Consider the following 25,128-nt stretch of genomic DNA (forward strand, 5'->3'; position numbering starts at 1 on the left):
ATGACGTATTTGCTCTGGCTGTATCGCCTCGAATGGCGCCGTGGACTCTACGATTGGGCCCGCAGCGACGGCGTGACCTGGGTTTACATTTTCAAGGTCTTGCTGGCGGCGTTCCTGACGTTGTGGCTGGCGATGCGCCTGGAACTGCCGCAGCCGCGCACCGCGATGATCACCGTGTTCATTGTCATGCAGCCCCAGAGCGGCCAAGTCTTAGCCAAGAGTTTCTATCGCTTGCTCGGCACCTTGGCCGGCTCGGCCGTGATGGTCGCGTTGATCGCCTTGTTCGCCCAGGACACCGAACTGTTCCTCGGCTGCCTGGCGATCTGGGTCGGCATCTGTTCGGCGGGCGCGGCGCGTTATCGCAACTTTCGCGCCTATGGTTTCGTGCTCGCTGGCTACACCGCGGCGATGATCGGCCTGCCGGCCCTGGCCCATCCGGAAGGGGCTTTCATGGCGGCTGTGTGGCGGGTGGTGGAAATTGCCCTGGGGATCCTCTGTTCCACCGCGGTCAGCGCCGCGATCCTGCCGCAAACCGCGAGCGCTGCCATGCGCAATGCGCTTTACCAGCGCTTTGGCGTGTTCGCCTTGTTCGTCACCGACGGTTTGCGCGGGCGCAGCCAACCCGAGGCATTCGAGGCGCGCAACGTGGGTTTCATTGCCGAGGCGGTGGGTCTGGAGAGCCTGCGCAGCGTGACCGTGTTCGAAGACCCGCACATGCGTCGGCGCAACGGTCGGCTCAGTCGCTTGAACAGCGAGTTCATGGGCATCACCACCCGATTCAACGCCTTGCACCAATTGCTCGAACGATTGCGCAACGGCACGGCGGACGCGGTGGTCAGCGCCATGAAACCCGGACTGCAAAGCCTGGCTGAACTGCTCGATGGCTTTAGCACACGGGCCCTGACCGATGCCGACGCGGGGCGCCTGGCGGCGGCGCTCGCAGCCTACAAAGCCGATTTGCCGGCCCAGGTGCGCCGATTGCGGGCGCAGTTCCAGGAGACTGATCCCAGTGAGGCGCAGCAATTGGATTTCCACACCGCCTATGAACTGCTGTATCGCTTTGTCGTAGACCTGCACGGCTACGCCCAGACCCACGCTTCCCTGGCCGACCACCACCACGAACGCGAACGCTGGAATGAGCCGTTCGTGTCGCAGACCAACGGCCTGGCCGCAGCCGCATCCGGTTTTCGCGCCGCGTTCATCCTGCTGGTGCTGGGCAGCTATTGGGTCGCCACGGCCTGGCCGAGCGGCGCGACCATGACGATGATCGCCGCTGCCACTGTCGGGCTCTCCGCCGCTACGCCGAACCCCAAGCGCATGGCGTTCCAGATGGCTTGCGGCACGTTGTTCGGGGCGTTGGTCGGCTTCGTCGAGATGTTTTTCGTCTTTCCTTTGATTGATGGTTTCCCGTTGCTCTGCGTGATGTTGGCGCCAGTGATCATGCTGGGCTCATTCCTCAGTTCACGCCCGCAATACACCGGCGTGGGGCTGGGGTTGCTGATCTTTTTCTGCACCGGCTCGGTGCCGGACAATCCGACGGTCTACAACCCGTACACCTTCATCAACGATTACCTCGCGATGATCCTCGGCATGCTGGTGTGCGCCGCCGCGGGTGCAATCATCCTGCCGCCCAACAGTCGCTGGTTGTGGCGCCGGCTCGAACAAGACCTGCGCGAACAGGTGGTGTTTGCCATCAGCGGCAAGCTCAAGGGACTGGCGTCGGGTTTCGAAAGCCGTACCCGCGACTTGCTGCATCAGGCCTACGGGTTGGCGGCGGGGCAACCTGGGGTGCAACGGGATTTGCTGCGCTGGATGTTCGTGGTGCTGGAAATCGGCCACGCCATCATTGAGTTGCGCAAGGAGCAGGCGACGCTGCCGGTACATCCTGCCTACGCCGAAAGCCAGCCTTGGCGCCAGTCGATCCGGGTGATGGGGCGGGCGCTGGTGCGGCTGTTCCGCCAGCCCGGCCAGAACAATCTGGAGCGCGCGCTGGTGGCTGTTGACCATGCGCTCAGCTGTGTACAAGCCACCGACGAGCCTTTCGCCCCGCACTTCGACACCTCGGCCCTGCGCCGGGTGAAAAGCTACCTGCATTTCATCCGCACCTCTTTGCTGGATCCGCAATCACCATTGGCCAGCGATGCCATGCCGCCTGCCGCGCCGCCCCAGGAACCTGAACATGCCCCGTGAAATCGCCTTCCACGGCGTTTACATGCCCACCATGACCCTGATGTTCTTCATCGCCGCCGGCCTGGCCTGGGCGTTGGATCGTTTCCTGTCGGAGATGGACCTGTACCGTTTTTTCTGGCACCCGGCGCTGCTGCGCCTGAGCCTGTTTACCTGTCTGTTCGGCGCGCTGGCGCTGACGGTCTACCGTTGAGATCGATGCGATGAAGAAGTTTTTCAGTCTGGTGGCGACGTTATTGGTGCTGGCCGTGGCGCTGTGGATCGGCCGTACGCTATGGGTGCACTACATGAACACACCCTGGACCCGCGATGGCCGGGTGCGGGCCGACATCATCAATGTCGCCGCCGATGTCAGTGGCGAGGTGATTGAGGTGCCGGTGCGCGACAACCAATTGGTGAAAAAGGGCGACTTGCTGATGCGCATCGACTCCGAGCACTACCGCATCGCAGTGAAACAGGCGCGCTCGCTGGTGGCGTCGCGCAAGGCCACTTGGGAGATGCGCAAGGTCAATGCCCACCGGCGCGCCGACCTGGATAGCCTGGTGATCTCCCGGGAGAACCGCGACGACGCCAGCAACATAGCCGACTCGGCCCTGGCCGACTACCAGCAGGCCCAGGCGCAACTGGAGGCGGCCGAACTGAACCTTGCCCGTACCGAGGTTCGCGCGGCGGTGGACGGCTACGTTACCAACCTCAACGTGCACCGTGGCGACTACGCGCGCATCGGCGAGGCGAAAATGGCCGTGGTGGATATGAACTCGTTCTGGGTCTATGGCTTCTTCGAAGAAACCAAGCTACCCAAGGTGCGGGTGGGTGATTCCGCACAGTTGCAGCTTATGAGCGGTGAGATGCTCAAGGGCCACGTGGAGAGTATTTCCCGGGGGATCTATGACCGCGACAATCCCGAAAGCCGCGAGTTGATCGCCGACGTGAACCCCACGTTCAACTGGGTACGCCTGGCCCAGCGCGTGCCGGTGCGCATCCATCTCGACGAAGTGCCGGATGGTGTGCTGCTGGCGGCAGGGATGACCTGCACCGTGGTGGTCGACCCGCCCGTCGTGCGCTGAGTCCCCTCGGTTGTAGTAAATATCTACCACCCGACCTGTCCCTGGCCCGTCCAAGCTGGTGTCTTCGACTGAAGGAAACTCTCGATGACCCAGCTGACTCATCACCTTTTCATTCGCCGCCAGTTGCCACAATGGTTGCTGGATGCCAACCAGGCCGAACAGGCGAAACTGCAACAGGCCGCCCTTGACCTCGCCGAGGCAGGACATCGCTTCAGCCAAGCGATAAACGGTATCCCGTCGCTGCGCGACTTTTCGCTGTCACGCATGCAATTGCATATGGATGTTTTTTTCGGCGCGACCGTCGACGTGGAGCGTTCTGAACTGATCAGGTATTTTCGGGATGACTGTGCAACTTACCCGATACCTGGGGGAGGTACATCGACGCCGGTGTGTACACCGCGTGCACCTGAAAAGCGCTCGCTGCTGGAATATGCGCTGATCAATTTCACCTCCTCCGATACGCAGGCCCAGGCTTTCTTCCGGGGCAGTCGATTCAGACTTTATCCTGAGCCTGTCAGCGCGTCTCTTGTGCAGATGCATGACTTCGCCAGGCTCTGTCGCGATCTGGATACTGGAGCCGCCTACACCCACGAATTGCGACGCCAGCTGCCCCGGCTTTCCCATGATGTTGCCGTCCCGCCAACCATCGCGGCAACTTACATAAAATACAAAAAAACGCAGTTGCGACATGATGCCCAGCAAGCTCGCATGCGGGGACTGCTGGACGTCACGGGCGAACGCATCCTGGCGGCGTTTGGTGTGCATCTCGATGCCTCCGTTGTTCTGCAACCGTTGCGAACAGCGGTCGCCAGCGGTCTGGAACTGAGTGATCGATGGCGGGCGGAACACCGCATCATCCTGCCGGGGGTGCGTGTCTTTTGGGGCGAACCTCAAGGCGCGGGGCAACGGGTACCGATCGTGGTCCACATACCTGACGACCCCGTCTCGCCCATCAAGCAATATCCCAGCTCCGTGGCGTTCCAGGATGATCTGTCCGAGCGTCTGGGAGACCTTCGGTATGCGGCATTCTTTTCCCGGCTCCTGCCCCTGCCCCATAGAAGCTGGAGCGATCCAGCCCTGGTGGAACTGTTGCGCAAGGGAGAAAAGAACCTGGTCAAGGGCCATGAACTACGTGGGGATTTCTGGCGAGGCCTGTACCATGAGTGGCGTAGCGTTGTGCTGAGCAGCGCATCGAGCCAGGCCCGCTCAGTGGCTGATATTGATCGAGACGTGGTGGTTGGCGAAACCTGGATGTGGCTGGGTGCCGGATTGCAATTCTTCAGCGGCATCAGCATGTTCCTGCCGGGCGTGGAGCCGCTGGCCTGGGCAGGGATTGCCCTGGGGATGGGACAATTTATCCTCGATGTCTATGAAGGCGCCTACGCGCTGAACCTGGGAGAGCGGCTGGAAGCGATCCAGCATCTTTTCAGCGCCGCGATGAGCGCCGCGACGTTCGGGGTAGGTGCGTTCGGAGCCAATCATCTGCTTGATGAAATGAGCCCGGTGGTCACGATCGAGGGGCATGAGCGGCTTTGGCACGGGCGCACCGAGGCGTTCGCCAGCCTGCGCTCGCCGCCGGCCCATGCGACTGTGGACCCCTATGGCGTCTGGCGAGCTGCGGATGATGCCTGGGTGAAGATTGATGGACGTTTCTACGAGGTGACCGGCCAAGAGCGTGACCTGCATCTCAGGCTTGCCCCCGATCACCGTGGCGTAGCCCCGGCCCTGGAGTGGCGCCGAACGACAGGGTGGCGCTGGATGCATCGAGATCCGTTGGTCATGCAAGGCGCACGCTTGCTGCAGGAAATCGACCCCCAACTGCAAGCGTTGTCCAAAATCAGCCTGAACGATGCTCAACAACTGTTGGGCATCAGCGATGATCGGCTGCGCTACCTGGCCGTGAACGGCGAGCCACTGCCGGAACTTTTGCCCTACATGGCCCGGCGTCTTTCAGCCCGGGCGCAAATATCGGTAGCGATGGCCCGGCTGCGCGCCAATCAGCCCTTGCAGAGCGTGCCCCTGGGCGTTGCCCAGTTGTTGACGGAGTTGCCCGGTTGGCCGGTCCGGCGTGCGTTTCGCTACATGGATGAACGTGCCTCTTTTCTTATTGCCGGAGAGGGCCCCGAGCTGCATCTCGACGGTAGCGCATTCAACACTGGCCAATGGCAGGAACGCTTGCTATGGCAATTCGACGCCCGCGAAAAGAGCGCTTTGCTGGGCCCTGAAACCCCCTGGGAAGCCCCAGCAATTACCCATCGCCGTCTCGCCAATCTGTTGGCTGACAGGCTGGAGCGCTCCGGTTACCGTTTGATCGATAACTTCGCCAATCTTGCAGCTCGACATCCGTACGCCGCGCTCTTGCGACGCGACTTTCCGAGCTTGCCGGAGCCGGTGGCGGATGCCCTGCTGTCGAGCATGACCGTCGAAGAACAACAGGGTCTGAGTAGCGGTCGCGTACCGCAGAGCCTTGCCCAACGAACGGTTGAAGTGCTGCGAGAGCTACGGGTAGCGCGTGCACTGGAGGCGCTCGAGGCCGGCGTTTCCGGCGATGACCGGGACCGGTTGGCCATGAAGCTGTTCTCGTCCGAGTTGATAGGGCTGGCAGAGCCGGTACGTGTGCAACTGCAGCTCGACGGCAGTTTTGCCGACCCTTTGGACGCTGGCGAAACCGGACCACTGAAGACCGTTCGCCGCCGCGACGGTCACTATCAACCTTTCGATGAGACGGGCAACGAACTTGGTCCGCCCACAAGCCTGGAAGATGCCTTGCTGCGGGCTTTGCCTGACTCGGCACGCCGCAGGCTGGGCCTGGACATTTGGCAACAGGACGAGCTGCGCAGACGTCTCATGGACTATGCCTTGGGACGTCGCGAGCTATTGCGCCCGGCATTGGGTATTCGCCCATCGCGACTTGACAACGTTCGTTCCCTCAAACGGGTGGGCGAGCATCTGGGCTACCCGATGAGCGGGCGAGGACGGGGCTCGTGGCAGCGCAGGGCGACCTTGCAATCTCGCCTTCAGGCGCTCTATCCAGACGCAACGATCTGCGCCCAAGTGATGACCGAACTCCAGGCACGCAGCGTGCAAACGGGCAAACGGCTGGGCGAGCTGATCAGTGAAAAAGAAGTCGAGTGGAAAACGCTCGACGAAAGCCTGGAAACCTGGGAGCAAGATCAGGGCAAGCATCATGTTGTGGAGCGCGATGATCCGGCCGTCAGAACGGCTTTGCGCAAGAGAGTCGGCAGGGCGTTGCGCCGCAGTTGGCGCCGTGAAATCCGTTTTCCCATCCGGCAACGGGAAGTGCTGGGGTTGGCAGTGGAATCTTGTCCGATAGGGAAGCTGCCTAGGCTGCCAGGTGATTTCAGCCATATTGAGGCGATCAAGCTCAACGGGTTGGCTTTAGCTGAAGACCCTTCGGAGTTCTTGAGCGGGTTTGCGAACCTTATCGAACTCTCGGTGACCGACAATCGCCTTACTCGTTGCCCCTCCGCCGTTGGGGACATGACTCGGCTGCGGTTTCTTTTATTGAACGACAACCCGCTTGTTTTCGACGACCAGGTTTTCGCGCCCTTGCTCAGTCCAAGGCCCAGCGCCACATTGGAATGGATCGAGCTTTGCGGTGTGCCCAGCGGCCCTGAGCCTGCGCAGGATCAAGGCGCCGTCGCGGCTATCGAGGCGCTGGCACGATTGCCGAGACTTGAACATCTGGTGTGGAAGGACAACCTCTGGTTCGGGCCTGAGCTGCTGCAAGCCATCGGTCGCCTGAGACGATTGGTGTACCTCAGCCTGAGCGACAGCAGGCTGCTCCTGGATGAGCGAAACAATTCGTTCCTGAGCCATCTTAATCGTCTGGTTGCACTGGACCTGAGCGGCAATCGCCTGATTGATTTGTCGAGCATGGCGGGATTGTCCCATCTGGAATTCGTGAACCTGGCGCACTCCAAACTCAAGGAGATTCCTGCTGCACTCATCGAACTGCTGCAGCGATCGCCACCCCACACGCTTCACCTGATCTTGCGCGGCAACGCCATTACCCACCTGGACTCCCTGCTGTCGGCGTTGCCCGACAATGCGCAAGACAGCCGGTCGTTCGATGTGAACCTGGATGACAATCCGCTGCCGGTGAGCCAGATCGCCAGGCTGCGAGCGGCGAATTATCGTTTTGCACATACCCGTGACCTCTGGGTCTCGGACGCTAGCCTGCGCAGCACATTCGAACGGCTGCGTGAAAACCTCTCCAGTGCGAAATTCCTGGACTGGCTCAGCGACGAGGTGGCCCGCCTGGTGAACGAGCAAGACATGGGACTGAACGCCCCCGACCCCACCCACCGCGGCGTAAGGGCCGTTGAGCGTCTTTTCAATCTGGACGGTTCGATGGAATTCGCACGTCAACGTGTCACCGACCTGGACGAACGGTTCAAGGCGTTGCAGTCGCGTATTTACTCGCGCCTGGAGCCCAGCTTGCGGCATCGGACATTTACATTGGATGAGCTAGAGACCCACGTGCAATTGTTCCGATTTTTTTGCTTGGACCTGGCGCACCCAATGCTGAATGATTTTTCTCGATTCACGTTTCAGCATTATCGAATATGGGCGGGTCTGCAGGCCATTAACGAGGGGTGGAGCCCCCAGGTATTCAACACTCGTGCAACCGAGGCGCTTTTCGTCAGCCATCTATTAAAAGACCTCACAGAGGGAGAGCCGCAATTCGAGACACTCTCATGGGCGCCCTACCTCAAGGAAATGTCTTCCATCTGGCGGGCATTCGAGAGCAAGTGGGATCCCGTTATTGAAAACCTGAGCGATGCCTATGATGGGAGGCTGGATACCTCTCAATGGCCCCCGGGACTTATGGACAGTCTTGCCCATCCTCCCCAGGCGCACCCCCCTCTGGAGCCGGTAGGGGAAGTGCCCTGGGGCGCCAAGGGCATTGAACTCAATTCCGACCAATTACGCCGGGCATGGTTGATCATCAAATTCGTTCAGGCCGCTGACGCGGTACAAGCTTCAACCCAGGCTACCGAGGCCTTGGTGCATAGCTGGTGGCCGTACAGGTCGCCGATTTGAATGACTCGCCAGCAGGTTGCGGTGCGATCAAAGGGAACCCTTCAACCCGAACCGCTTCATCAAGCCTTTCTCCAGCAACCCCTTGGGCAGCAGGCCTGCCATCAACGGCAATGCCCGGCTGCCGTTGCCCAGGCGCAGCAGGCGCGGTGGCTTGGATTGTTGTACGGCCTTGAGTAGGTCGGCGGCGAATTCGCTGGCCGGGGTCGGGTTGTCCTGGGAGGCCTTGGCGCGGGCGCGAATGCCGTCGCGCAGCGGCCACCAGGGCGATTGTTCAGTGATCAACTGTTCGGCCTCATGCCCGGCGTTCTTGGCGAAGCTGGAAGCGATGGCGCCGGGCTGGACTTCCATCACGCGGATGCCGAACGGCGCCAGTTCCATGCGCAGCGCATCGCTCAAGGCATGCACCGCTGCCTTCGAGGCGCAATAAGCGCCGGCAAAGGGCGTCACCAGCACGCCGGAAACGCTGCCGATGTTCACCACCAATCCCTTGGCCCGGCGCAGCACCGGGAACAATGCGCGAGTCACGCCGACGATGGCAAAGACGTTGGTTTCGAACTGACGCTGCATGGCTTGCACGCCGCCATCCAGCAGCGGGCCCATGGCCCCATAGCCAGCGTTGTTGACCAACACATCGAGGCCGCCGTGTTGCTGGTTGATCCGTTCGCTCAACTGTTCCAGCGCCATACTGTCGTTGACGTCCAGCTGCACCGCCGTGAAACCTGCGGCGCTTAGCTGCGCCACGTCCTCGGCTTTGCGCGCGCTTGCCCATACCTGATAGCCGGCGCCCTTGAAAGCATCGGCAAGGGCGCGGCCGATGCCGCTGGAACATCCGGTGATCAACGCAACGGGCATGGCGCATTCCTTGTGCAAGAAGCTGAAGGGGAGGTCAATTGGAGAAGCTACCTTGCAATCGCTCCGCACGAAACTCCAGGCTCTGTGGACGATAGCCGGGACGCAGTGGCGGGATCGGCAAGCAGTCCTGCCAGTCGGCACCGGGCTGCAAGTCGCCGGGGCCGCGATAACGCGGTGAGCTGTAGAGATTGTCGGCCAGATTGATGGTATCGCCGGGTGCATAGGCCGCGACTCGCCAGTGCAGTTGGGTCAACGGAACATCGTTGCCATTGCGTATTTTCAGCAACAGCGGCCGATCGGCCGGGCAGTGTTCGGGCGCGTAGGCAATGCTCAGGTCCAGGCGGGCCAGTTGCCGGGTCTCGCGATTCTCCTGCCAGAGTACCCACGCCGCCACCAGCCCCAGGCCCAAGAAGGCCGCCAGGGAAACCGGCAAGGCCTTGGCCGGGTAGCGCAACAGCAGGATGAGCCAGGTGATGACCAATACGACGCCGATAAGCATGTTTGAAGCCTCCGTTCCCGTTGGCACATCCTACCGAAGGGAGCGGGCGATGGATATTGACCCGCCCTGTACCGTCGGTCGGCACTGTCATATATGACAGTAGGCAGCCATGCACCGCCGTTGGTTAGATGTGCTGCGATAGCCTGGCATATGCGGAGCTGCCACTTATGGGCATGGATCATCGAACGCCGACGTTGACGGCTGTCGACTCGCGAAACTTGCCGGTTCGTTCGATTGGCTATTGCCGCAGCCGTGAGGGCGGTCTCGCGCAGCCGCGCATCAACCGTAGCCTGTTTGATGTCGCTGGGCGCGCGGTGAAACAGTGGGATCCGCGGTTGTGGTCATTGCAGGAAAGTGCCAAGTCGGCGCCCGCCAATCTTTCAACGATTTCTTCGTTATCTGGCGTCGCGCTGCAAACAGACAGCGTTGATGCCGGCCGGCAAACCGATCTGCCGGGCCTCGCCGACGAAGTTCTGCTGGGCTGGGACAGCCGAGGGACTCAGCGCGATGTTTTCTACGACGAATCGCTTCGCCCCGTGGCGGTGTTCGAGCGAGGCGCCGGGCTGCCGCGCCGGTGTACCGAACGCCTGATGTATGGCTACCCGGGCCAGGGCGATCAAGACTACAACCAATACGGGCAATTGATCCGCCACGACGACACGGCGGGTACGTTGTCGCTGGCATCCTTTACCTTGACCGGGCAAAACCTCATGCAAGATCGCCGCTTCATCCTCGATGCGGCTTCGCCCGATTGGCCGGAGGCTGGGGCCGATCGCGAACATCTGCTGGAGCCGGGAGATGGCGCTGTTTCGACGTGGCGCTTTGGGCCGTTGGACGATGTGCTGGAGCAGGTTGATGCCATGGGCAATCGACGACGACGGGGCCTTACGCTCGATGGCCGGCTGTCCGGTAGCCAATTGCTGTTGGAGGGGCAAGGCGATTGGCAGGCGCTGGTGAGCGATATTCGCTATGACGCCTTTGGGCAGATAGAACACGAGACAGCTGGCAACGGTGTGCAAACTTCACTTACGTATGACCCAGAGGACGGACGCCTGTCGGAACGCCAAGCCATGCGTGCTGACCAGATGCTGCAACACTTGCGCTATGTCTATGACCCGATGGGCAATGTGCTGAGCATCGAAGACCAGGCCCAGCCGGTCCGCTACTTCGCCAATCAGCGCATCGATCCGATCAGTCGCTTTACCTACGACAGTCTTTATCAACTGATCGAAGCCACGGGTTGGGAGGCCGGCGCGGCCAATCAGGGGCCCGACCCGCTGGGACGAAGCGACCCGGCGGCGGTCAGCAACTACCGACAGACCTACCGGTATGACGAGGCCGGTAATCTGCTGGAGCTGGTTCACGTCGGTGCGCAAAGCCATGGCCGGAAAATCCAAGCGGCGCGCTACAGTAATCGCTGCCTGCCGTACCGCGACGGCGTGCCGCCCACGGAGGAGGAAATCGCTGCTGCGTTTGACGCTCGGGGTAACTGCCTGGAACTGGATGCGGGTCGGTTCCTGGCCTGGGACTTACGCAACCAGTTGAGGTCGGTCACGCCCATCGAGCGCGCCTCCGGGCTCAACGACAGCGAAGCGTATGTCTACGACGGTGGCGGGCAACGGGCGCGCAAGCTTCGCACCTTGCAGACCGGTACTCGTACGTTGGCCGCCGAGGTGCGTTATTTGCCGGGATTGGAGTTGCGTGCCGACAGTGGCACGGGCGAGGCGCTGCAGGTGATCGTCGCCCAGGGCGGGCTCAGCGATGTTCGGGTATTGCATTGGGAAAGCACGCCGCCGACTGGAAAGAATGATTGCTATCGTTACAGCGTTGCCGATCATCTGGGTTCGGTTGGCCTGGAGCTGGCCGAGGACGGGCGGATCATCAGCCGGGAGCATTTTTATCCCTTCGGCGAAACGGTCTATCTGACTGGAAATGACGTAATCGAGGTGGGCTACAAGACGGTGCGTTATTCGGGCAAGGAGCGGGATGCGACGGGGCTTTATTACTATGGGTTTCGGTATTACGCCCCGTGGTTGCAGCGCTGGGTGAATCCGGATCCGGCGGGGACGGTGGATGGTTTGAATATTTACCGGATGGTCAGAAACAATCCAATCTCTTTCATTGACGATAATGGCTCCATAACTACGAAAAAACGTCCCAATGGATTACACGAACCGGTCATTGCAATAGGTGCTGAACGCAACGTTTCTGGGGCCAAGCGGGCTGATGTCGGAACATATATGCGGAATCTGCCGGCGGTCGCAAAACCGACCAGTATCCACAGCGCGCTTAGCGAAACTGAACTCAAGGAAGTGGAAGTCAGCACGTTTCTATTAAGTGATGTCCGTGCACTCCCTCCCGAGTTCAGTAACCTGCAAGGCGGAGGTAAGCTGCTGTTTACAACGGAAAAATTTAGTTACGGCGGGGCGGCTAGTGGAGTTTTCAACGCCTTGAGGGTTTTGAGAAGTCCCACGGATATTCCTCAAGGAAACAACGCAGTATTAGCCTATTGGGCGCCTCAGGGGGGCTTTGTCGACATTCCCATAAATCCCGGTCGGCGGGACGCGGATCATGTCTTCACTCCTGGATTCAGTGGTTGTTCGTTGACTGTTGACCAGCTCAACGACAATGTTCTGCGGGTCCGGCATGTGCAAGGAGGAAAGGAAGATGTCGAATACAATGACCTGGCTGTTATCGACCATGGTCTAGGACTCAGTGCGGCAATGGAGTACAAGGATTACGGTTATATCTTAAATTCCGAAGGCCAACAGGAAGAAGTCACTACCGCCTTCGCTTTTATGAGATTCAACCGAGAGGATGGCGTCTGGAGCATTTTTCAACAGAGCACGCAGGGCACGGCTGCGATCAATCAGTATTCGCCGGATAAAAAACCATCCTTATTTAATCGCTCGAACGCGTCGGTCAGCGTTTATTCGAAGACACGCGTTCGAAAAGTGCAATCCAAACAGGTACTGGTGGCTAACCGTTGATAGCCGAAAGCTGATTTTCGAGTGTATAGACGCATCAGTAAGGCTGTTGGATCCATGAAAAAAAGCCCCCACCCAACCCACTGCGGATAGGGGACGCAGTGGGCTGGATGGGGGCTTCTTGTTCTACTGATCGTTACTGCGCGATGGTCTTCACCGACACGCCGCGTTCGATCGGGGTGGAACGACCGTAGATATCTTCGAAGCGCTCGATGTCGTCTTCGCCCAGGTAGCTCCCGGACTGCACTTCGATGATTTCCAGCGGGATCTTGCCCGGGTTGCGCAGGCGGTGGACCGACGCGATCGGGATGTAGGTCGACTGGTTTTCGGTGAGCAGGAACACGTTCTCGTCGCAGGTCACTTCGGCGGTGCCGCTGACCACGATCCAGTGCTCGGCGCGGTGGTGGTGCATCTGCAGCGACAGGCACGCGCCCGGCTTGACCGAGATGTGCTTGACCTGGAAGCGACCGCCCATGTCCACCGAGTCATAGGAACCCCACGGACGATAGACCTCGCAATGGTTCTGGGTTTCGCTGCGGCCCTGGGCGTTGAGGGTGTTGACCAGTTGCTTGACGCCTTGGACCTTGTCCTTGTGGGCGATCATCATGGCGTCTTTGGTCTCGACGACGACGATGTTGTCCAGACCGATCACCGACACCAACTTGCCGTTGCCGTGGATCATGCAGTTGCGGCTGTCCTGGATGACGACGTCGCCCTTGGTGACGTTGCCGTTGGTGTCTTTTGCGTTGACTTCCCACAGCGATGCCCAGCAACCGACGTCGCTCCAGCCGGCCGACAGCGGCACCACGCAGGCGCGCTGGGTTTTTTCCATCACGGCGTAGTCGATGGAGTTGTCCGGGCAGCAGGCGAAGGTAGCGTCGTCGAAGGTGATGGTGTCGGCGGTCTGCTCGCTGCGCTCAAGCGTCAGCAGGCAGGTGTCGTAGATGTCCGGATCGTGCTTCTTCAGCTCTTCGAGGAAGCGGCTGGCGCGGAACAGGAACATGCCGCTGTTCCAGAAGTAACCGCCGGCTTCGACGAACTCGGTGGCGCGCTTGACGTCGGGTTTCTCGACGAAGTGCGAGACGCGGCTCACGCCTTCAGGCAGCAGCGCATCGTTGGTCGATTTGATGTAGCCGTAGCCGGTTTCCGGCTTGGTGGCCGGTACGCCGAACAGCACCATTTCGCCACGCTCGGCGGCCACGGTGGCCAGGGCGAGGGCGCGTTGCAGGGCTTTCTGATCTTCAATGACGTGGTCGGCTGGCAAGACCAGCATCAGTTCATCGCGGCCTTCGTTGACCAGCATCATCGCGGTCAGGGCTACGGCCGGCGCAGTGTTGCGACCAAACGGCTCCATCAGGATGCGCTGGGCCTCCAGGTTCTGGCCGGACAGCTGCTCGTTGACGATGAAACGGTGCTCTTTGTTGCAGACTACGATCGGCGTGTCCATGCCTTCGAACACCAGGCGCTCGAGGGTCTGTTGGAACAGGGTGTGTTCGCCGGTCAGGGCCAGGAACTGTTTAGGGAATTGCTTGCGCGAAAGCGGCCAAAGACGTGAGCCGCTACCACCTGACAAGATCACCGGAATCATGTGTGTTACTCCTACAAAATCGAAATGGTTTTAGAGCTACTGCGTTCTGTCGTTTCACTCTCTTGTTTTTGTTCCGTGCCCGGGCGGCCCTCAGGCCACCCGGGCAAATGATCAGCGGGTGGAAACCGGGCGCTTGACCCAGACCGGCGACAGGTTGCTACCCGAACCGGTCACGTACAGCACGGCCGCTTCGCCGCGCTCCAGGGCCACTGGCTTCAGATCGCCAACTTTCTTGTCGCCTTCGAACAGGGCCAGGCTGACTTTCACCGGGTTGATTTCACGCTCGCCACGGCCCTTGGCCGCTACGTTCGGAACCACTTCGGTCTTGCCGTCGGCAGTCTTGAGGGTCAGGGCCTTGTCGCTGAGGTTCTGTACACGTACCAGGGATTTCTGCTTGTTCTTGAACGGTGGTTCTTCGATCAGTTGTGGCTGGCCGCTGGCGTTGTTGACCAGGGTGTAATAGTGATCGGAGGCCAGTTTAACCGGTACGGTCTGGCTGCCTACCTTGGCGCTGTAGTCGCCGCCGGGCATGAAGCTGAAGTCGCTGCTGGCCAGGGGGGCTACGTCGCTGATGTTGGTGCTGCCGACGGTGGCGCTGACTTCGGCGTTGCTGGCGTTGTAGACCCGCACGAAGCTCGAACCCTTTGGCGCGACCGGACCGTAGAGGGCCGAGTCACCGGCGAAGGCCGAGAAGGAAAGGGCGCTCATGCTGGCGACCAGGGCAACGGCCTTGAAGGAGCGAGCAGCGAGACGGCGAGGAGTAGTGTTGAAAGTCATGGTGGACCTCTCTTTCAGTTTTGCGCCCGATCGGGCGTCTCGGATTGTGTGTTTGCAGCTACGTTCTGTTGGCGGGTACCGGCTTGCTTGAGCTCGGCGACCCACTTTGGATCGGCGTCGCCGATCTCGTTGTTCACGGGCAGATAACGTTCAGGAAACTCCCAGATCAGCACCTGTGGCGGGCTGTTCTTGAAGGCGTCGCTCTTGAGGTAGCTGAGCATCGGCAGAATCGGGCCGTGGCCGTCTTCGGCGTAGTTCACAACGTCGCTGTGCAGGGCTTGCTTGAGGGCACCGACAAAGTTCCAGTTGGGGTTGGCGCTGTAGCTGGTACCGATCAGGGCCACAGGCACCTGGGCATCGGCGAACAACGCGTCATCGCTGGCCGGCTGATCGTCGGCTTCGCGGGTGTTGCGCTTGACGAGCGGCTCCTGGGCCGGCATCAGGTTTTCGAACAGCGGGTCCAGCGGCAGGAACTGGCGCAGGTCGCCCTTGTGGATGATCTTCTCCGCAGGCTCGGTGACGAAACGCTGGGGCTCACCGTTGAGTGGTGTGCGTTCGGCAATGGCCTTGGCCAGATGTTCCGCGGCAATTTGCGCGCCTTCCGGAGTCCAGTGGGTGTCGGTGCGCAGGAACACTTGCTGGCCGCTTTGCTTGGCCTGCTGCATCGGGGCGAGCAGGTCAGGGGCGACGATCTTGTCCGCGGCCACACGGGCATGGAAGTCCTGGTAAAGGTTGGCGTGAATGCTCGAAGGCTTCACTTCGCCCAGGTGCTCCGGATACAGCCGCGCCTTGGCCGGCACGATCGCCATGACCAGGGTGATGCCTTGTTCCTTGAGCTTCTGGCGCACGCCTTCGATCAGCGCGTAGTTGCCTTGCAGGTTCTGCTCTTCGTTGACGATCGGGTTGAACTCTTCGTCGCTGAACAGCCATTGGTCGCGTCCGAGGACTACGCCTTTGCGGCCTTCGTTGAACAGCTTGTAGTCCAGCGCGGCCCAGATGTTGGTGCCCAGGCGCTTGATCGGGAACTCTTCGTCGTAGTGCGTTTCCACGGCCTTGGCCCAGCGACCGTTGAGCACGGTCGCGTCGGGGTTGGTGCTGAAGCCGAAGAAGCTGCGCATCGACCAGATACCCAACGCTGTCAGAATCAGCATGAAGAGCACGACGTAGAAGATGCGTAATGAGCGGGTCATGTCCGGATCCCTCAGAACTGGAAGTAAAGGAACGGCGAGAAGCTTTGCGCCGACAGTTTGAGAATCGAGGCGATGAACAGCACCAACACCAGGGTGCGCATCACGTAGCGTGACCAGTCCACGGTCCAGTAGGCCGGTTGCACCTGGGCTTCGACGCCGACGGTGTAGCCCGGTTCATGGATGGTCGACGGGTTGTCGCCCGGTACGGCTTTGATCATTCCCGGTTGCGCGGTGGCCGGGCCATTGGCCTCGGTATTCACGTCAGGCTTGGCCTTGACCGGCGGACGATTGGTGTAGAAGTCCCGCAGGCCGAAGAAAGCGAGAGTGATGTAAGCCACAGCCAGCGTGGCGATCTGCAGACCGGTGAGGTTGGCGCGGGTCAGTTCCGACAGCGACCAGTCGCCGAAGCTGAACATTGCGCTGTACATGCGGCCAGCCACGTGCAGGTTCTCGGCACGGAAGATCACCCAGCCCATCACCACCAGCAGGAACGTCAGTGCCCAGCGGATCGGATTGATGGTGCGTGGATTGGTGTTGATGCCCACCGCTTTTTCGATGGCCAGCCACATGCCGTGCCAGGCACCCCAGATCACGTAGGTGATGTTCGCGCCGTGCCACAGACCACCGAGCAGCATGGTCAGGAACAGGTTGCGATAGGTCATCAGCGTGCCTTTGCGGTTTCCGCCCAGGGTGATGTAGAGGTAGTCACGCAGCCAGGTCGACAGGCTGATGTGCCAACGGCGCCAGAACTCGGTGATCGACTGGCTGATGTAGGGCTGCTTGAAGTTTTCCATGAAACGGAAACCCATCATCAGGCCCAGGCCGATGGCCATGTCGCTGTAGCCGGAGAAGTCGAAGTACAGCTGCGCGGTGTACGCCAGGGCGCCGAGCCAGGCATCCCCGGTGGTCGGGTTCTCCAACGCAAAGCAGTGATCGGCCACCACCGCCAGGGTGTCGGCGATGAACACTTTCTTGATGAAGCCCTGCATGAAGCGCGTGCAGCCTTCGGAGAACTTGTCCAGCGTGTGGGTGCGGTTGTTGAACTGGTCGGCCAGGTCACGGAAACGCAGCACGGGGCCGGCGATCAGGTGCGGGAAGATCGCCACGAACGCCGCGAAGTCGATCAGGTTGCGGGTCGCCGGCGTATCACCGCGATACACGTCGATGATGTAGCTGATGGACTCGAAGATGTAGAACGAGATCCCGATCGGCAGCAGCACGTGGGTCAGGATGAACGGGTTGAGCCCGAAGCTGGTGATGATTGCGTTGAGGCTGTCCACGCCGAAGTTGGCGTATTTGAAATAGCCCAGGATGGCCAGGTCCACGCCCACGCCGAGCAGCAGCCAGCGCTGGGCCGGTTTGGTGCGCACGCCGGCGGCACCGACTTTCAGGCCGATCCAGTAGTTCCACAGCGTCACGCCGGCGAACAGGGCCAGGAAGTCCACGCGCCACCAGGCATAGAACACATAGCTGGCGATCAGCAGCAGCAGGTTGCGATAGCGTTGCCCGCTCAAGTAGTACAAGCCGAGAAAGATCGGCAGGAACAGGAACAGGAACACATTGGATGAAAATACCATCCCGATCTCTCCTTGTTGAATCAACAGTCAAGGGCCAGAGCCCCCCCAAACCCCCCCATGAGAACCGGGGGGTTATTGCATTTGAAACAGACCACTTCCCTGCCAGGCAGAGAGAAGGGTGTCAGCTTCCTTTTTCGCCTTTCTCCCGAGAGGGGTCGTACACCCGGGTCAAGTCACCGCCGAGGCGGAAGGTCTTGAACGGTTGCATTTCGTGCTTGCGCTCCAGCACATCCTCGGAGCAGGTGTAGAGGCTGCAGAACGGTTCGAGCCAGGCGAATTTCGAATCGATCTTCAGATCCTTCATGTCCTGCTCTTCGCCGTTTTTCTCTTCGAAGATGTCCGGGTCTTCCACCCCGGCCAGCACCCGGTCACCCAGTCGCTTGAGCGCGCCGTTGTTTTCCTGGCGCAGGTCCACGCCGTTGACCTGGGCGAAACTGGCGATCATTGCCAGCGGCGGCAGGGCGTAGTTGTGGTAAGACAGGGCGCGTTGCTTGCGCTTGAGTTCGTTGGGCAGATAACCCTCGGCATCGACCTGGTTGACGCCGACCTTGTATTCCTTGACGGCCCAATCGAACAGGTCGCGGCGGTTGGTCGCCACGGACGTGGCCATTACCGACCACGCAGCCCAGTACGAGTGGTTGTTGGTTTTCTCCAGCGGCAGGTTGTCCCAATCGCTGACCACCTGGTAGGCCATCTTGCTGAACCAGCCTTCGATCAGTTGAGCCTGCTCCTGATGGTTCGCCAGCGGGCGCGACTCTGAGAACTTCAGGCGCACGTAGGCCGAAGCCATGCTGCCCAAGGCCCATTTGCGCATGGACTTGCCGGTGTGGTTGAAGTCCTTTGACATCAACGCATCGGCCTTGGCCCAGGCGGTCAGCCAGTTCAGCGTGCATTCCAGTTGCTCGGGACGACCGTCGCGCATGAACTGCATGACTTGCTTGCTGATGCCGCGCTCGATCTTGGTGATGTCGGCGGTACTGTCGCGGAAGGCTTTTTCCGATTTTACGTTCAGCGTTGCGCGAGCCTTGTCGGAGCCCTCGTATTTGCTGCGAAACTGCAGCGAGCCGGTATACGGTGTCGGCACGGCTTCGCAGCCCTTGCCGCCGTCGCCTTCCTTGACCTTTTCAATCGGTGCGAAGTAGCCCTGTGGCGGGCGCAGTGGAGCCGCGGCCTGCGTGGCCCCGGCGAACATCGCCAGGGTCAGCAGCGACGGCGCCAGCAGCGTTTTCAACGTTCGGGTGCGCATGATTCTGGTCATGAGACGAGACCTCATTGTCCGATTTGAGCCGTTTGTTGCTCGGCTTGCGGAGATGCGTTGCGTTTGCAGACTTTCGCTTCCACTTGCAGGGGTTCTTTTCCGGCTTCAGGCCCTTGGACTTCCAGAGCCAGGAGGTTCTGGGAAGCCCAGTCCTCGTCGGTGCGCAATTGGAAGGCGAAACGTCCGTCGGTTTCGGAGGTGTTCGGTTTTTCGATCTTGATGTCCTCGTGGCGCCCATTCATGTACCAGAGGGTGGCTTGCAAGGTTTTCACCGAGGTATCGGCGAACTGGATGTCGACCTGGTGGCTGCCGTTACGCAGATCCATGTTCTTGCTGTTGACCATCAATTCGTTCTTGCCCGGCTTGAGCTTGGCCTTGCTGCTCATCAGTGCCGGCTTGCCTTCGCAACCGTTGTTGTCCAGCAGCGCCATCATCTGGCGGTAGATGGTTTCCTGGTCCAGGCGATACAGCGGCGAGAATTCCCAGATGAGGATCTTCGGCGGGTTCTTCTGGAACTCTTCGCTGCCCAGGTACTGGATCATCGCGCCTTCTAAACCGCCGCCCGGGAACGCCACGTTAAGGATGTCGGCGCCGATGGCTTCCTGCAGGAAGCCGGCGAAGTTGTAGTTCTTGCCGCTGTGACTGGTGCCCACGAGGGTGATCTGCGGATCGCCCGAGTCGCCGAACAGGTCGCCATCGCCCGCCTCGCCCTTGGGCTCGGTGGTGAACTGATCCATGTACTGGATCGCGTAGCTGGTGCCGCAAAGTTGCCCGGCCATGTTGTGCAGGGTGCCGGTCTTGCCCATGCGGCCGGACTTCTTGGTCTCGAATTCACGCTTGGGAATGTCGGCGAAGGCGGGGATCTGCTTGACTTTTTCTGCGACGATCTTGGCGGTGCGCTGGGCGCCGTATGGCGTCCAGTGCTGGTCGCCACGGAAATAGAAATCGTGGGCCGGCAGGGTTTCGGGCAGGTTCTCGTTGGTCAGCGGCGACAGGTCCGGCACGACGTAACCCATCTGGGCGAAACGCCCCAGCATGGATTTGTAATTGGTCAGGGCCTTGTCAAAGTTGAAGCTGGCCTTCTCCTGCGGATTGAGCTTGTTACGGTTCACCAGGCCGCGGGTCGGCTGATAGACGAGTACCAGCTCGACGCCTTTTTTCTTGAACGCATCGTGCAACTGCTGCATGCGTTTGTAGCCGGCGGGCGTGGTGTTGAACTCCGTGCGCAGGTCTTCCTGGGTACGGAACAGCCAGTCACCCTGGGCCTGCACCAGCGTGGTGAAGTTCTGCTGGTAGCGCGTGGTGTAGTTCTTCGCGTCGTGGGCAGCCGGGCACAGGTTACAGCACGGTTCGGCAGTAAACGTCGGTGCTTTGACTTCATCGGCGCGCGCGCCGCTTGCGGCGGCGAGAATGCCGGCAGTCAGGGCGGACAGGCCCAGAAGTTTGATCATGTGTGGGTTCATAAAGGTCATTCCTCAGTCCCGCATTTCGGTCTGGCGTTCGACAGGGTCGATCAGCACGGCTTTTTGCTGGCGCACCAGCAGGTCGAGGATTTCGTCCTGGCGTTCACCCAGGATCCCCGAGAAGCTGATGCCGCTGGATTTGGTCGGCGCAAGCATGGACACGCGGTACAGCTCGACGCTCAACGGCGAATCGATGGACAGCGGGCCGCTGCCATTGCCGGCCAGTTCGCCGCCGACCACGATCAGCGAGACCTGGGCATCGAACGGGTCGAGCTTGATGTCCCGGTCGGTGTCCGACAGGTCCTTGATGTGGCCGTAAAGGCCGGTCAGGCCGTTGGCCATGGACAGGTTTTCGTACAGCCGGATGTTCACGCTGTTACGAATCCGGATGCCGTGGCGCTGGTTGCTGATCACCTTGTTGCCCCACAACAGGTTGTCACCACTCTCATAGAGGGTGATGCCGTCGGTGTGGTTCTTGTAGATCTCGTTGTAGGCGATCACGTTGTTGATGCTGTTACGGTCGATCACCAGGCCCGAGAGTTTGTTGTCGTAGCTGCGGTTGTTGAAAATGAAGCTGTCGTTGACCTCACGGGAAATAATGATCCCGTGCTTCTTCTTGGTCCCGTACACGGTGTTGTCGGCAATGATCAGCCGATGGGAACGGTCGTGCGGGTCGATGCCGTAGACGATGTTGTCTTTGTAGGTATTGCCCTTCACCACGAAGTCGTTGGTTTCGTAGCAGTAGAAGCCGTACCACATGTCCGAGAACTCGGAACCGATGATCCAGCCGGTCGGTTCCGGGCGCTTGAGGACCTTGGCCATGTTCGGCGTGTACTGGGAAATACTGACGCCGTACGACTTACTGTTGGCGTAGCCGAAGCTGGCCATCTTGGTGTTGACGATGTAGGTCTCGGTGCCGCCCCAGGACAGCAGGAACGGCCGGAATTCGTTGGCCGAGCGGAACGTGGCGGGGCCGTTGTCCTTTTCGCGCCAGCCGGTGACCTTGGTGTCGCGGATGAACATCCGGCCATCGTTGACCAGGAACGAGCCGCCCTCTTGGGACAGGCGCAGTTCCTGGGTCTGCTTGTCGATTTCCAGGATGCCTTTTTCGCCCACGACAATCGGAATCCGCGCCAGGAATACCCCTGGCGACGTTTCCTTGAGGTACTGCTTGGGCACCTTCTTGACCAGGTCCTTGAGGTTCATGTAGCCGTCGTCGATGAAGATGGCCTGCGGGATACCGTGCTGGCGCACCACCCACTCGGCCATCTTGTTGTCGCCGCCGATGAAGTCCTTCAAGGCGTTTTCCTGCATCATCCGCCGCACGCTGACCTTGCCGGGCTTGCTGCGCACGATCTTCGCCGCGACCGCTTCGGCGGTGTAGCCGGAGAGGTCGGGCAGGGTGGGCGCGGCCAGTTCCAGCGGTGCGGTCGGCGCGCTGCTGACGGTATAGGTCTTGGCTTGTTGCAGTTCCTTGGCCACGTTGCCCGGCTTGACCACCGGTTCAACGTTGGCGAACGCCGACGAGCCGGCCAGCAGCATCGCTGCGGCCAACAGGCTGATCGAACCTTTCATCGCCTGGCTGTTCCTGAGGTAGCGGTTCATATCGGGCACTCCCATGGCCGTTCGCATCAGAAGCGCCAGATCACGTCGACAAAGGCGCGATGCATGTACGAATCGACCTCTTTGCCGTAGGCGTCGCCTGGCTTGAACACGCCGCCACGCAAGCGCACCAGCGCCGACGGCTCATCTATGGATTGACTCAGCGCAGCCGGCAGCAGGCCTTGCTTGAAGTACTTGGTAACCACCAGGTCGACTTCCTGGCCCAGGTCCTTCTCGCCATCGCGCAGCGGCAGGGTCGAGGTGGACAAGATGGCGCCGGTCACGTCGTCGGTGTTGTTTTGCACGGCGTTGATGCCGTTGCTGCCCACCTGCTTGTTGCCGTCCACGCGCCAGAACTTGTGGTACACCAGGCTGGCGTCGTATTCATCACGCAACTGCCAGGAACCGAACAGGCTGGCGCTCTGGGTGTTGGCCATTTCGCCGCGGAACGCTTCGCCGAAACGGTGCACGCGCGAGCGGGTGCCGGTGAAGTTCGAACGGTTGCTTTGCAGGCCGTTCTGTTCGTAGTCCTCGCTGGCGCGGGCATAGGCCGCACCGACTTGCCATTGCGGGTCCAGACGCAGGCGGATACCCAGGTCGGTTGCCCAGCCGTCGACGTCGTCGCTGCGCTTGGCTTCTGTTGGGCGGGTGCCGTCGGCGTTGAGCGGGTTGACCGTGTCACGATCGCCGGTCATGCCGGTGATGCTTGCCCAGTAATTGACGGTGTTGGTGTTGCGCCAATTGTAGGCGTCGCTGTTGGCTTCGAGGCCGAGCCAGGTCAGGTTACCGTTCTGGGTCTTGTCCAGGGTGTCGGTGGCTTCGCCCGGGGTCGGGTAGTCGAGGCTGCCGTTGTCGTGGCTGTGGTGGGCGCGGATTCCGGCCCACTGGCCTGGCATCCACTGGTAGCCGACGTCACCGTAGACATGCATGCGATCCTCGTCCTGGGGCGACAGCTCCTTGAGGTCGGTGCGGTATTCGCTGAAGCGCTCGGCTACGCCCAGGTTTGCGCGAAGCAGGGTGGTGTCGAAGGTCCAGTTCAGAGCTTCGATGTTGGTGTCGCGCCATTGGCCGTCGTCATTGCGCAGGCGCTGGCGACCGAATTTCAATTGTTCGCCCGGATACTGAGTCAGGCCCCGGTAGCCGATCCAGAATTCGCGCATGGCCAGGTAGCTTTTCTTGGCTTCGCGGTCGCCGCTGTCGGTTTGTTGGGTCGCGTCATCCGACTGCTGCAGGGTGTCGGTCTCGATGATGTCAGTGGACGTCACGGCCTGGGCCATGGCGTAGGCGCTCCACGCGCCACTTTCCCCGTAGATCCATGGACGCAGGTCCAGGCCGACGCCGTTCACATCGCCACCGCGCTGGGTGCCAAGGTCGCGGTCATCTTCGGACTGGCCGGTAATCTTCACTTCAAGGCCGAAATTCTTGCTTTCGGTCAGCGCCGCCAGGGTCGGGCAGGACCACAGCAGGGCAAACGACAGGCCAATACCAGCCTGCACAAAAGGGTTGAGCTTCAAAAGCTTCATAGAGGTTCCTCGCCGTCATCTTCTTTTAGGGCTTGCAGTTCAAGCGTATCGGGGCTCATTGCGCCGCGAATGGCCTGCTCTTGTTGTAGCAGGCGTTGCGCTTGTGCAAGTTGTTCCGGCGGTAATTGTGCTTCGAGGGTCTGGGCAAGCTCGATGGCCTGCGGGGTGTTTTGCGCCTTGGCCAACTGGCTGAACACATAAGCGTTGACCGGGTTGGGCTTGGTGCCCTTGCCCTGGGAAAACAGCTGGGCAATGGCGTAGTCAGCGCTGTTCTGACCGTTGCGAGCGGCCTTGAGCAGGTGATCCAGGGCTTTTTGCGAGTACACCTGGCCCAGGTAGCCACGGCGATAGATCTGGCCGAGGTAGTAATCGGCGGCCACTTCGCGGCCCACGGCTTTCTGGAAATGTGCCTCGGCGACCTTGGCGTCGGCGGGCACCCATTTGCCTTCGTAGTACAGCTTGCCCAGCAACAGCTCGGCGCGAGGCTGGTCGGCCGCACGGCCGTTTTCCAAGTACTGCATCATCTTGTCAACGTCACCCAGCTCGGGGAAATCGTAAAGCAGCTGAGCCAGGCTGACCCAGGAAGCGGGGTAGCCGGGGGCGATGCCTTCAAGCAGCGACTGGGCGGTTTTCTCGTCAGTCTTGCCCAGGCTCTGATCGGCCAGGACGCGGGCGACGCTGTCTACACGCTGGGCCGAGACCACGCCGCGGGCGTGACCGGCTTGCATTTGCTTGATCAGCTCGGCCTGCTGTTCCGGCTGGCCGCGTTTCTGATAGACCGTGGCCAGTTCGACGTAGCAGATGTCGGTGGTGGCCAACGCGGCTTTGCAGACCTTTTCCACTTCGTCCAGGTGCTGGTCGTAAGTGCCCTGGGTACGATAGAGAAGGATCTGCGCCAGGCCCGCTTCCGGGTAGCCGGCGCTGCGCCATTGGCTGATCTGCTGCTGTGCGTTGACGTTCGGGAAGCTGTGGGGATATTGCAGGTACAACATCGCCAGCGGGATCAAGGTGTTGCCTTCACCGTTGGCGAAGGCTTTTTTCAACAGGCCTTCGGCTTCGTGTTTTTCAGCCTCGGTGGAACCGGGCTTGGCCACCAGCAGGCGACCCAGGCGAGCCTGGGCGCGAGGCGAGATATCGGCTGCGGCGCGGTAGGTCGCCTCGGCCTTTTTCATCTGCTCGGGGTCGCGGCTGTCCACCTGGATATCGGCCAGGCCGACCTGGGCTTCGCTGTAGCCCAGGTCTGCCAGTTGCTGATAGTTCTGCTGCGCCAACGCCGTGTCGCCGCGCTTGAGGGCTTCGTTGGCCAGGCGCTGGTCGGGCAGGCCGGCGCAACCGGCCAGGCTCACTGCCAATGCCAAGGCACAGAGGGTTCCCACTTGGGAACGAGCTTGCGGCGCATCGTCCTGACCGCGTTGATCCTTTCGCGAGCAGGCTCGCTCCCACAGGGTCTGTGGGCTGTTCAGGATTTTTATAATGGTCACGGGCATATCC

General features: G+C 60.7%; 16 protein-coding genes. 5 read left to right on the plus strand and 11 right to left on the minus strand.

The features are described from left to right. The 4 genes from J3P79_RS05325 (at position 1) to J3P79_RS05340 (ending at position 8,321) form a co-directional block, all read left to right on the plus strand. The gene (locus J3P79_RS05325; protein WP_434608735.1) at positions 1-2,190 is read left to right on the plus strand and encodes an FUSC family protein; all 2,190 of its coding nucleotides are present in this window, start codon (positions 1-3) and stop codon (positions 2,188-2,190) included. Continuing rightward, positions 2,180-2,380 (plus strand): DUF1656 domain-containing protein, encoded by a 201-nt coding sequence (locus J3P79_RS05330; protein WP_434608738.1) that lies wholly within the window; start codon positions 2,180-2,182, stop codon positions 2,378-2,380. The genes J3P79_RS05325 and J3P79_RS05330 overlap by 11 nt, the downstream gene beginning before the upstream one ends. A gap of 10 nt (positions 2,381-2,390) precedes the next feature. Continuing rightward, complete coding sequence (locus J3P79_RS05335; protein WP_434608740.1) at positions 2,391-3,254, plus strand: efflux RND transporter periplasmic adaptor subunit; 864 nt, start codon at positions 2,391-2,393, stop codon at positions 3,252-3,254. Positions 3,255-3,389: 135 nt separating this feature from the next. Next, entirely contained in the window at positions 3,390-8,321 is a 4,932-nt protein-coding gene (locus J3P79_RS05340) for a dermonecrotic toxin domain-containing protein (RefSeq protein WP_434608742.1), read from the plus strand. A gap of 27 nt (positions 8,322-8,348) precedes the next feature. Here J3P79_RS05340 and J3P79_RS05345 read toward each other — a convergent pair whose 3' ends face one another. Both J3P79_RS05345 and J3P79_RS05350 read right to left on the minus strand, forming a co-directional pair. Further along, on the minus strand, positions 8,349-9,173 hold the full coding sequence (locus J3P79_RS05345) for an SDR family oxidoreductase (protein WP_434608744.1): 825 nt from the start codon (positions 9,171-9,173) through the stop codon (positions 8,349-8,351). A gap of 34 nt (positions 9,174-9,207) precedes the next feature. After that, positions 9,208-9,672 carry a multidrug transporter gene (locus J3P79_RS05350; protein ID WP_434608747.1) on the minus strand — a complete coding sequence of 155 codons (465 nt, stop codon included), beginning with the start codon at positions 9,670-9,672 and terminating at the stop codon, positions 9,208-9,210. 167 nt (positions 9,673-9,839) lie between these two features. Between J3P79_RS05350 and J3P79_RS05355 the strand changes: the two genes are divergently transcribed. Further along, positions 9,840-12,662, plus strand: coding sequence for an RHS repeat domain-containing protein (locus J3P79_RS05355; protein ID WP_434608748.1), 2,823 nt, complete (start codon positions 9,840-9,842; stop codon positions 12,660-12,662). Between the two features lie 133 nt (positions 12,663-12,795). On the opposite strand, the gene J3P79_RS05360 is transcribed toward J3P79_RS05355, so the two are convergent. From J3P79_RS05360 to algK, 9 genes are all read right to left on the minus strand, one after another. Further along, positions 12,796-14,247, minus strand: coding sequence for a mannose-1-phosphate guanylyltransferase/mannose-6-phosphate isomerase (locus J3P79_RS05360; RefSeq protein WP_434608750.1), 1,452 nt, complete (start codon positions 14,245-14,247; stop codon positions 12,796-12,798). A 111-nt stretch (positions 14,248-14,358) separates the two neighbouring features. Continuing rightward, on the minus strand, positions 14,359-15,024 hold the full coding sequence (locus J3P79_RS05365) for an alginate O-acetyltransferase AlgF (protein WP_039591530.1): 666 nt from the start codon (positions 15,022-15,024) through the stop codon (positions 14,359-14,361). Positions 15,025-15,038: 14 nt separating this feature from the next. Beyond that, complete coding sequence (locus J3P79_RS05370; RefSeq protein WP_434608752.1) at positions 15,039-16,214, minus strand: alginate O-acetyltransferase; 1,176 nt, start codon at positions 16,212-16,214, stop codon at positions 15,039-15,041. Between the two features lie 11 nt (positions 16,215-16,225). Further along, on the minus strand, positions 16,226-17,791 hold the full coding sequence (locus tag J3P79_RS05375; protein WP_434608754.1) for an MBOAT family O-acyltransferase: 1,566 nt from the start codon (positions 17,789-17,791) through the stop codon (positions 16,226-16,228). A gap of 121 nt (positions 17,792-17,912) precedes the next feature. Beyond that, entirely contained in the window at positions 17,913-19,049 is a 1,137-nt protein-coding gene (locus tag J3P79_RS05380) for a mannuronate-specific alginate lyase (protein ID WP_434608756.1), read from the minus strand. A gap of 11 nt (positions 19,050-19,060) precedes the next feature. Next, positions 19,061-20,512, minus strand: a complete 1,452-nt coding sequence (locus J3P79_RS05385; protein WP_434608758.1) for an alginate O-acetyltransferase — start codon at positions 20,510-20,512, stop codon at positions 19,061-19,063. Positions 20,513-20,524: 12 nt separating this feature from the next. Beyond that, on the minus strand, positions 20,525-22,117 hold the full coding sequence (algG, locus tag J3P79_RS05390; protein WP_434608760.1) for a mannuronan 5-epimerase AlgG: 1,593 nt from the start codon (positions 22,115-22,117) through the stop codon (positions 20,525-20,527). 26 nt (positions 22,118-22,143) lie between these two features. Further along, positions 22,144-23,628: an alginate export family protein gene (locus J3P79_RS05395; RefSeq protein ID WP_434611364.1), complete on the minus strand. Its 1,485-nt coding sequence runs from the start codon at positions 23,626-23,628 to the stop codon at positions 22,144-22,146. Between the two features lie 5 nt (positions 23,629-23,633). Then, a complete protein-coding gene (gene algK / locus J3P79_RS05400; protein ID WP_434608762.1) occupies positions 23,634-25,118 on the minus strand; it encodes an alginate biosynthesis TPR repeat lipoprotein AlgK in 1,485 nt (494 codons plus the stop codon). Positions 25,119-25,128: the final 10 nt, after the last annotated feature.

The sequence above is a fragment of the Pseudomonas sp. R1-7 genome (genome assembly GCF_051132105.1).
Taxonomy (GTDB): domain Bacteria; phylum Pseudomonadota; class Gammaproteobacteria; order Pseudomonadales; family Pseudomonadaceae; genus Aquipseudomonas.